Here is an 8739-nt window from a genome sequence, read left to right as displayed (position 1 = left end):
CCGGCCCCGCCCGCGCCCGCGAAAGCCGCGGGCGCGGGACATCTGTGCCGGTGTGGTTATAACAGGAGGGTCGGGTGTAACAGGAGAACGGCTGGTATCTGCCCGGGAAGGCATGGTACGGCAGAGCGGCGCAGCTTTGGCTGCCTTCCTAAGACGGGGGAACGCCCCCATTGACAGGATATGCGCGGGCGGGGGGAGGGGTGCGGGGAAAAAACAAATCCGGCCCCGCCGCAGCGGAGCCGGAAAAAAAGCGTTTCTTCAGTCCGCCTCGTCCCGCACGCGGAAATCCTCAAGGGAGGAAAAGAAAAACTTCCGGTTGCCGAAAAAGTAAAAAAGGAAAAAGAGGCAGACAAGCACGAAGAGGCCGCACTCGACCGTGTTGGCGAAGAGGGTGAAGTCCTCGCCCGTCTTGACGAACAGCCCGACGAGCTTGCCGATCAGGGAGGTGCTCCCGGCGGCCTGGGCGCCGCCCATCATGCCGGGCATGCCCATCCCGGCCATGCCCATCGCACCGGACGGGTCCATGCCGCCCATCGCGCCCATCCCCCCGCCGGAAAACATCGAAAGGGAGCTCCCGGCCGCGGCGGCGACCCCCTCCTGAAGGGAGGAAAAGAAGGCCGTGAGGCCGCCGGAAATCGAGAGGGCCGCCTGCGCCGCCGGGGCGATGCCCGCCTGGAGGTCGGCGGGGACCGCTCCGCTCCGCCCGTCTAGCAGGGTGGGGAAGAAGGTCTGGACGACGCGCGACGCCCCCGCCGCGAAGAGGAAGACGATGTTGCTGAAGAAGGCGTAGCGGTCGACGCCGTAGACCGACAGCCACGCCGCGGCGCCGAGCACGAGGATGATGAACGCCGACAAAAACTCGGTGACCGTCCCGAACTGCGCGCTCGCGACGGTGGCGCGCCAGGTAAAGCTGACCGCCTGCCAGACGACGAAGACCGGCAGAAGCAGGTAGATATAGAGATTCAGCGCGCCCATCGGACGCCCGTAATATTCGATTTTTCTGGTGCGGTAGTCCCTGCTGCCCATGGCAATCCCCCCACATCTGGCCGCGCCGCCCCTCCGGGCGGCCGCCGCAACACAATCATAACACAAAATGCGCAAAGCTCCAACCATAGAGTGCGGCGTTCGGCGCGTTTTCCTGCGGACGGCGGAAAAAAAGTCCCCGCCCTTTGCGGACGGGGACGGGGCGCGCGGTCTTATTTGGCGAAGGAGGGCAGGACGGCCTTGGCCCTGGGGGCGGCCTCGGGCGCGTCGGAGGCCGGCCTGGAGGCGGCCTCCCGCCGCTCTTCGGCGCGGTCGGCGTCGGTGATCCTGCGCGGGGAGAGCGCGCCGGAGGCGTTCTCCACCTTCTGCGCCGAGATCACATAGGTGCCGGGGACGCGGGTGCGGATCGCAAAGACGGGGTCGCCGTCGCCCGTCTCGGTGGCGGTGAAGCTGGAGGTCACGTCGGTGAGGCCGGTCTTTTTCACCTGGTAGATCGTCACGTCGCCCGGCTTGACGGTCAGCTCCCCGTCGTCGTCCACAAAGCGGTTGTAGAGCAGCAGAGTGGGCGCCGAGGTGGCGGGGATCGACGGGTTCACCGTAAAGGCGTAGAGGTAGGCGTCGAGGTCGTAGAAGTCGGCGCCGTAGGCGCAGTCGTCCCAGTCGGTCGACAGCCCGACGTAAAACTTTTCCGCGTCGGAATCCGCCTTGAAGGAGAGCTTGGCGTAGGTGACGTTGTCGTTGCCGAAGGTGACGGTGTTGTCGCCGTTTTCGTTCGGCTTTACGACGCCGCCCATCGAGGACGCAAAGGCGGTGGTCGCGAGCGCGGCCGCCGTCAGGACGGCCAGAAGCAGGGAGATCGGTTTTTTCATGTCGGTTCCTCCTGATAGCTGTGTTGGGGTCCGGTAAAGAACAGCTTCATTATACCCGCCAAATGTGAATAATGCATGAAATCTCCGCCAATTTCCCCGGAAAGACGGGACGGGCGTTGCGGCGGGGCGCGGCGCGTGATAAAATGGAACCGGCCGGGAATCCGGCCGATCAATCTGTCATGGAGATTTGCGCAATGATGTTGCTGAATGGATACCGGAAGGTGGCCCACCGGGGGCTGCACGCGGCGGAGAAGGGGATTCCCGAGAACTCCCTGCCTGCGTTTCGCGCGGCGGCCGAGGCGGGCTACGCGATCGAACTGGACGTGCACCGCGCGCTGGACGGGACGCTCGTGGTCTTCCACGACCACGACCTGCGGCGGATGACGGGCGCGCGGGGGACCGTGGAACGGACGGACCTCCGAAGCCTGCGCCGCCTGCGGCTGGGCGGCACCGCCTGCGCTATCCCGCTGCTGCGGGAGGCGCTTGCCTGCGTGGGCGGGCGGGTGCCGCTGCTCATCGAACTCAAGAACGGCGGGCTCCCCGGCGGGCTGGAGCGCGCGCTCGTGCGGGAGCTCGCGGGCTACCGCGGCCCGGTGATCCTCGAGTCCTTCAACCCCCTCACCGTCTGGTGGCTGCGCCGGCACGCGCCCCACCTCGTGTGCGGCCAGCTCGCCTGCCGGAAATACGAGGGCCTGCGGGGCGGGCTGCGCGCGTTCGCGCTGCGGCACATGCTCTTCAACTGCATTTCAAGGCCCCAGTTCGTCGCCTATGAGCTGGGCGGCATCACCGAAAAGCTGCGGCGGAAATGCCGCCGCCAAAAGCTCCCGCTGCTCGCGTGGACGGTGCGCACCCCGGAGGAGGGCAGGCTCGCGCGCGCCAGGAGCGACGGCATGATCTTTGAAGCGATCCGCCCGTAGCCGGACGGGAACAGACGGAGGGACGCCCCCGGCCGATGGCCGGGGGCGTCCCTCCGTCTGTGGTGGAGCCCGGAAGTCCGACAGGAAAGTCAGCGCCCGGTGTTTGGCACGAACTTCCGGTTGTTGTTGATCTCGACGGCGGGCTTTTCGGCGTCGGCCGGGCGGCCGGACGGCCTCCTTTCGGGCAGGTCGGCCTTGCCGTCCGAGACGATGTAGGTGCCCAGCGTGAAGGTCCGGATGGAGAGCACCCGGTCGCCCCCGTCGTTTTCCCCGAAGCTGAAGAGGTGGGTCTTGTCGATCAGCTCGCCGCCTTCCACCCCATAGACGTGGATGCGGCTTTCGCGCACGGTCAGGCCGCCGTCCCCGTCGGAGAAGGGGTTGCGGAGGGAGAGGGTCGGGCGGGTCGCCGCCGGGACGCGGGGGTTGTCGACGAAGTCGAAGAGGTAGGCGTCCACGTCGTGGAAGTAGTCAAGGTAGTCGGCGTCGTTCCAGCGGGTGGAGAGGCGCGGGCAGTAGCAGCCGGCGTCCGAGTCCGCGAGGAAGGTCATCGAAGCGACCGGGCCGTCCGCATTCTCCCAGGTGACGACGTTGCGCTCGTTTTTGACCGGCCTGATCACAACGCCCTTCTCGCCGACCGTAAAGACCGCGTCGTCGTCCACGCGGTTCTCGTTCTGGACGTAGAGCTTGAAGGTGTGGGAATAGGTCTTGCCCGACTGGAGGCGCTCCTCCTGGGTCGCGCCCTCGAAATATGCCTTGCAGGCGTCGTCCTTCGCCTTCTGGGCGGCGGGCACGACGGTGTTTTTCTGTTCCGCCCACTCCCGGCGGGTCTCTTCATACTTGACCGCCGCGTCGTATTTCGCCCGCGCGGCGTCGGCGTCCGATCTGGCCCGGTTCACCTGTTCGATGGTGACCGGCACGCCGGGCGGAGCGGTATTTGCCGCGGCAAGCTCCTGATACCGTGCTTCGAGTCCCGCCCTGTCCTTCTCCAGCGCCGCGAGGCGGCCGCCGAGCTCCCGCATCCGGTCGCCGCTGTCAGCCGCCGGCTGCGCGGCGTCGATCCGGCTTTGCAAATCTTCGGCCTGCCCTTCCATATTGCCGATCTGAGACACCTGAGCGACCGCCAGCGTCCAGAGCTGTCCGCCGACGGCGTCCCAGCCGCCGTCCTCGCCGCCGATCAGGGGGATGCCGCTGAAGAGGCTCCCCTCCCCCCGGAGGCCGTCCAGGACGGCGTTGACGTTGGACGCGTCCCTGTCCTCCGGGTCCGCCTTCGCGTATTCGGACGCAAAGATGTTGAGCGGCGCGTCCGGATCCTGCGTCCGGGGAAGATTCTCTGTGGAGAGGCCTTCACCAAGCGCGAGGGCGGCCGGGACGTCGACGCCCGCTCCCGTGAGCGCATCGGTGAGATCGCCGATATTCTGATTGAGCGCGGCCAGCGCCTCCTGGAGCCGGGAGGCGTCGGCGGGCTGTCCGGCGGGAAGGCCGGCGATCTGCCCGTTTACCTCCCGGATCTTCTCCTCAAGCGCGGCGATCTGCTGCCGCAGCTGTTCCGCCTCGGCCGCGCGCGCCTGGGTTTTCTGTTCCGCGCCGTACTGCGCCTCCAGCTCCTCACAGGCCTTTTGCAGCCTGTCGGCCTCGGCTTTCAGCGCGCCGGCGCCGGGAATGGTTTCGGCCGGGTTGCCGGTGCTGAACGCGGCGTAACCCGCGCCGGCGGCCAGCCGTTTCAGTTCGTTCAGCAGGTCCTTCTGCCTGTTCTCCGCGGCGGCCAGGTCCCTGACCGCCTGCTCGTAGGCGTCGCCGAGCTGTTCGGGCGTCAGTTCCGCGCCTCGCGCCGAAGGAGCCGCGGGCCTGAACATCGGAAAGAAATCCCGATCCCCAAGGCTCGGGTAGTGGGTGACGACCAAATCCTTGCGGGCCCTGATCTGCGCCTCCATCTCTACCTTGTATTCGTCGGCGGAGAAGTTGTCCCGGATCGAGAATTTGATGCAGACGTAGCGGGTGCCGTTGAAGCGCTTTTCCACGATGCCGGCGCCGCTGACCAGCTTGCCGTTGGCCTTTTTCTTCATCGAAAAGCGGACGGCGTCCTTGTCGGTCAGGATGCCGTACCCCGCCACGGAAGAGGGGCCGATGATGTAATAGTAGTCGTCGCCGGGCTTCAGAGTGTCATAGCCCGAGTCGCAGGCGGATTCGCCCTCACCGTTCAGGATGGCGCCGACGGCCGGGTCGGTATGGATGTCGTAGGCCGCCGCGAAAGCAGCGGCGTTCAGCGACAGCGCACAGCCGACCGCCAGAAGCAGTGCAAGCAGCTTTTTCATGGTGGGACGCCCTCCTTTTTCTCTCGTATTTTCCGGACACGTTCTCTTTCCGTCTACTCATATAACCCGGCCGAAAGCCGCGGGGGGACAGAGATTCCCCGCGCCGCAATAAAAAACCGCATACGCGGCCCCCGTCCCGCCGCGCGGAAAAAAGCCCGGGGCGGGTGGTTCATTCCCGGTTGTCGTAGAGGACGCCGCCCCCCACCTCCAGCATCAGGGGGGAGTAGCCGTCCAGGCTGTCGGACAGGGTGAGCTTTGCCGTGTAGGTTTCAGTGAGCGTTTCCCCGGAGGCGGTGTTGCGGTCGAACCGCTGGGAGACGGTGTAGACCCCCGCCTCCTCGACGACCGACAGGCCCTGCTGGTAGAAGTGGACGCTGGCGGGGTCGTAGGCCTCTCCGCGGACCATCTCCTGCGCGCAGGAGACGGCGTACCGCTCCGCTTCGGCATTCGCGCCGGACTGTTCTCCCGGGGCGTCCGCGCCGGGGCGCAGCAGGAAGAAGAGGAGCCCTCCCGCCGCGAGCAGGAGGAGCAGCAGGACGGGCGGCAGCCAGCGCGGCGGCCGGCGGCGGGAGTTCGGCGCGGCGTCCCCGGGCGGGCTCTCGTCGAAGTCGGGGAGCAGCTCGGGCTCGGGCGGGACGCTGGGGCCCGGCGCATCCCCGTGCAGGCAGGCGTCGCACAGGTCGGAGACGCCGCCCTCGGGCAGCGGCCGCCCGCAGAGGATGCAGGCGCGCACCAAAGGGGCGTTCGCCCCCGCGGGGGCGGAGAGGGGCGCGCCGCAGTGCAGGCAGTAGGCGCTTTTGCGCGGGATGCGTTTTTTGCAGTAAGGGCAGACCATGCCGTTCCTCCTTCCGGGGGTTCTGGAAATATGATAGCACAGCCTCCGGAAAATGCAAGCCGGTCAGCAGCTTTCGAGAATCTGGCGGAAGATCCGGATGTGGAGCTGTTCGTCGAGGATGATGCGGTTCAGCATCGCGGAGATGTAGCAGTCCTCGATCGCCGCCGTCTGGTACTGGTAGGTGTGGATGGCCGTCTGTTCAAGGGAGATGTCGCTCCGCACCGCCTCGCGGAGGTCGGCGTGGCAGGTCACCATATTGCCGTTCCAGGCCACCGGGCAGCCCTGCCGCCGGGAGCAGTAGCGCGGGTCGCCGCCGAGCAGCAGGATGAGCCTGCCGAAGATGTCGAGGTGGCGCATCTCGGTGATCGAGATGCGTCGAAGGGTGTCGGCGGTCCCGGGCGCGGTCCGCCCGAGCACGAGGCTGTGGTAGGTGTACTGGGTGATCGAGGTGAGCTCGCTGCACGCGGAGGCAAAATTGGCCTGCAGCATCTGCGCGTAACGGGGATTGGGCCGTTCCACACGGATGGGGGGATAGGGCTCCGGCGCCGCGCAGGGGGTGGCGTTTTGATCGCTCATGGGGGTCCCTCCTGTCAGGTTTTTCACATATTTATGGATATGCGCGGCGGTCCGCGGACAGACTGAAAAAATTTTTTTGGAAAAGATGCGGTCCCGGACTTCCCCTGTAGTCATAAAAAACTTATAATAAAAGTATAATTACCGCCTCCTGCGAGTGGTTGTTTTGTCAAAAAAAACCGGATTGAAAAAATGATGCACAAATTTGGAAAGGACTTTTACACAAATGGAAAACACATATAATACTGGTAACATACTTCTAGAACTATGGTAGTTTGAAAAGGGTCGAAAAATGTATTATGATGTCGAAAAGGGGTGTGGCGAATGTCAAACAGCAACGAGGTAATCAGACGTAACATCCGATTTGTACGCACTTCCCTTGGAATGACACAGGAGCAGCTGGCGTTCGCCTCGGGGATGACCACCGCCTGTGTAAGCAGGCTGGAGCGGGTCAACGGCAACCCGACGGTGCAGACGCTCGACCAGATCGCGGACGGCCTGAAGCTCCAGACCATGCGCCTCTTCGACGAGGATCTGATCTCCCCGGAGAGCAGGCGGCTGACGGCGCTCCAGCGCAGCTTTTTCGCGGCGCAGGAGCTTCCCGCCGAGCGGCAGGAGGAGCTGAGCCTGCTGATTCAGAACTATATCAGCCTCGGGAAGCTCTTCTGAGACTGGATCACCGAAAAGAAAAGGCACGGGCCGCCAAAGGCGGTCCGTGCCTTTTTGCGCGCCGGGCGATTTACAACCGGGGCGCGGGCTGGTATAATAGCCGCAGGCGACCATCGTACATTTATGATCAAAAGCCCGTCGGTTTTGCGGCGGGGGACAACTGTTCAGAAGGAAGCGAAAAGATGGAAAATCGAGTGGAAAAGGCCGTGGCGCTGCACAAACAGGGCTACAACTGCGCGCAGGCGGTGCTCTGCGCCTACTGCGACCTCTTCGGCATGGACGAGGAGACGGCGTTCAAAATTTCCGAGGGATTTGGCGGCGGCATCGGCGGCATGCACAGCGGCGTATGCGGCGCGACGAGCGCGGCCTATATGCTCGCGGGGCTCCAGGGGAGCAGCGGCTCGCCCGAAAAGGGGCTCACCAAGGCGGCGACCTACGCGCGGATCAAAGAGCTGGAAAGCGTTTTCCGGGCGGAAAACGGCAGCACCGTCTGCCATGAGCTGATCGAGCGGCGCAAAGCGGGCGAGGGGAAGAGCTGCCGCGAGCTGGTGATCTATGCGGCCGGGCTCGTCGAGCGGGAGCTGCTCGGCGAAGGGAAATGAGGCTCGAGCACTGCACCCTCTGCCCGCGCGCCTGCGGGGCCGACCGGAAAACGGGAAGGGGCTTCTGCGGCGGCGGCGCGCTCCCCCGTGTCGCGCGCGCGGCCCTGCACCGGTGGGAGGAGCCCTGCATCAGCGGGACGCGCGGCTCGGGGACCGTCTTTTTCTCCGGGTGCCCGCTGCGCTGCTGCTTCTGCCAGAACCACCGGATCAGCGCGGAAAACTTCGGAAAGGAGATTTCCGTCGACCGTCTGGCGGAGATCTTTCTGGAGCTGCAGGCGCAGGGCGCGCACAACCTCAACCTTGTGAACCCCACCCACTGGGCGCCCTGGATCGTCGAGGCGGTGGAGCGCGCCCGCCCGACGCTCAGCATCCCCGTCGTCTGCAATTCGGGCGGCTACGAGTCGCCCGAAACGCTGGAGCTGCTCGGGAAAGCGGCGGACGTCTGGCTGCCCGACCTCAAATATGCCGACGCGGCGCGCGCGGCGCGCTATTCGGGCGCGCCCGACTATTTCCGGGTGGCTGCCGCCGCGATCACCGGGATGTTCCGGCAGGTGGGGCCCGTCCGGTTCGGGGCGGACGGCCTGCTTGAAAAAGGGCTCGTCATCCGGCACCTTGTGCTGCCCGGCGGGCTGCACGATTCGATCGCGGTGCTCGAATGGATCGCGGACAACCTGCCGCTGGAGGAAATCCGCGTGAGCGTCATGAGCCAGTACACCCCCTTTTACCGCAGCGGGGAGTTCCCCGAGATCGGCCGGCGGGTGAGCAGCTACGAGTACCGCAGGGTGCTCGAGCGCGCGCGGGAGCTGGGAATCCGCGGCTACATGCAGGAGAAAAGCTCCGCAAAAGAAGAATACACGCCCCCCTTTGACCTGGAGGGCGTGTAAAGACATGGAGTGCGTATCCACAGGGAACGCCAAAAGCAGGAAAGCCGCGGATGGGTTCCGCGGCTTTTTCACGCGCCGCGCCGCCGGATGACGA

At 65.5% G+C, this 8739-nt stretch carries 9 protein-coding genes; 4 read left to right on the top strand and 5 right to left on the bottom strand.

The window, feature by feature from the left end; all coding sequences use genetic code 11:
* Positions 1 to 258 precede the first annotated feature (258 nt).
* Entirely contained in the window at positions 259 to 1026 is a 768-nt protein-coding gene (locus RDM88_RS09940; protein WP_308754690.1) for a hypothetical protein, read from the bottom strand.
* A 170-nt stretch (positions 1027 to 1196) separates the two neighbouring features.
* Entirely contained in the window at positions 1197 to 1853 is a 657-nt protein-coding gene (locus RDM88_RS09935; protein ID WP_308754689.1) for a hypothetical protein, read from the bottom strand.
* Between the two features lie 194 nt (positions 1854 to 2047).
* Between RDM88_RS09935 and RDM88_RS09930 the strand changes: the two genes are divergently transcribed.
* A complete protein-coding gene (locus tag RDM88_RS09930) occupies positions 2048 to 2770 on the top strand; it encodes a glycerophosphodiester phosphodiesterase family protein (RefSeq protein ID WP_308754688.1) in 723 nt (240 codons plus the stop codon).
* 89 nt (positions 2771 to 2859) lie between these two features.
* Here RDM88_RS09930 and RDM88_RS09925 read toward each other — a convergent pair whose 3' ends face one another.
* The 3 genes from RDM88_RS09925 to RDM88_RS09915 form a co-directional block, all read right to left on the bottom strand.
* On the bottom strand, positions 2860 to 5082 hold the full coding sequence (locus RDM88_RS09925) for a hypothetical protein (protein ID WP_308754687.1): 2223 nt from the start codon (positions 5080 to 5082) through the stop codon (positions 2860 to 2862).
* A gap of 169 nt (positions 5083 to 5251) precedes the next feature.
* The gene (locus tag RDM88_RS09920; protein ID WP_308754686.1) at positions 5252 to 5917 is read right to left on the bottom strand and encodes a zinc ribbon domain-containing protein; all 666 of its coding nucleotides are present in this window, start codon (positions 5915 to 5917) and stop codon (positions 5252 to 5254) included.
* Positions 5918 to 5980: 63 nt separating this feature from the next.
* On the bottom strand, positions 5981 to 6493 hold the full coding sequence (locus tag RDM88_RS09915) for a ferritin-like domain-containing protein (RefSeq protein WP_308754685.1): 513 nt from the start codon (positions 6491 to 6493) through the stop codon (positions 5981 to 5983).
* 321 nt (positions 6494 to 6814) lie between these two features.
* On the opposite strand from RDM88_RS09915, the gene RDM88_RS09910 reads away from it, so the two are divergent.
* The 3 genes from RDM88_RS09910 (at position 6815) to RDM88_RS09900 (ending at position 8645) form a co-directional block, all read left to right on the top strand.
* Positions 6815 to 7159: a helix-turn-helix transcriptional regulator gene (locus RDM88_RS09910; RefSeq protein WP_308754684.1), complete on the top strand. Its 345-nt coding sequence runs from the start codon at positions 6815 to 6817 to the stop codon at positions 7157 to 7159.
* Positions 7160 to 7341: 182 nt separating this feature from the next.
* Entirely contained in the window at positions 7342 to 7761 is a 420-nt protein-coding gene (locus tag RDM88_RS09905) for a C-GCAxxG-C-C family protein (protein WP_308754683.1), read from the top strand.
* A complete protein-coding gene (locus RDM88_RS09900; protein ID WP_308754682.1) occupies positions 7758 to 8645 on the top strand; it encodes a radical SAM protein in 888 nt (295 codons plus the stop codon). The genes RDM88_RS09905 and RDM88_RS09900 overlap by 4 nt, the downstream gene beginning before the upstream one ends.
* Positions 8646 to 8739: the final 94 nt, after the last annotated feature.

The organism is uncultured Anaerotruncus sp., assembly GCF_902490045.1.
Lineage (GTDB): Bacteria > Bacillota > Clostridia > Oscillospirales > Ruminococcaceae > Anaerotruncus.
This window is presented reverse-complemented; position numbering and strand designations above follow the sequence as displayed.

What these genes read in the sequence shown, in the direction of transcription:
- RDM88_RS09905 (WP_308754683.1), top strand. Translation starts at nt 7,342, where the DNA reads ATGGAAAATCGAGTGGAAAAGGCCGTGGCGCTGCACAAACAGGGCTAC.
- RDM88_RS09900 (WP_308754682.1), top strand. Translation starts at nt 7,758, where the DNA reads ATGAGGCTCGAGCACTGCACCCTCTGCCCGCGCGCCTGCGGGGCCGAC.
- RDM88_RS09930 (WP_308754688.1), top strand. Translation starts at nt 2,048, where the DNA reads ATGATGTTGCTGAATGGATACCGGAAGGTGGCCCACCGGGGGCTGCAC.
- RDM88_RS09915 (WP_308754685.1), bottom strand. Translation starts at nt 6,493, where the DNA reads ATGAGCGATCAAAACGCCACCCCCTGCGCGGCGCCGGAGCCCTATCCC.
- RDM88_RS09940 (WP_308754690.1), bottom strand. Translation starts at nt 1,026, where the DNA reads ATGGGCAGCAGGGACTACCGCACCAGAAAAATCGAATATTACGGGCGT.
- RDM88_RS09910 (WP_308754684.1), top strand. Translation starts at nt 6,815, where the DNA reads ATGTCAAACAGCAACGAGGTAATCAGACGTAACATCCGATTTGTACGC.
- RDM88_RS09935 (WP_308754689.1), bottom strand. Translation starts at nt 1,853, where the DNA reads ATGAAAAAACCGATCTCCCTGCTTCTGGCCGTCCTGACGGCGGCCGCG.
- RDM88_RS09920 (WP_308754686.1), bottom strand. Translation starts at nt 5,917, where the DNA reads ATGGTCTGCCCTTACTGCAAAAAACGCATCCCGCGCAAAAGCGCCTAC.
- RDM88_RS09925 (WP_308754687.1), bottom strand. Translation starts at nt 5,082, where the DNA reads ATGAAAAAGCTGCTTGCACTGCTTCTGGCGGTCGGCTGTGCGCTGTCG.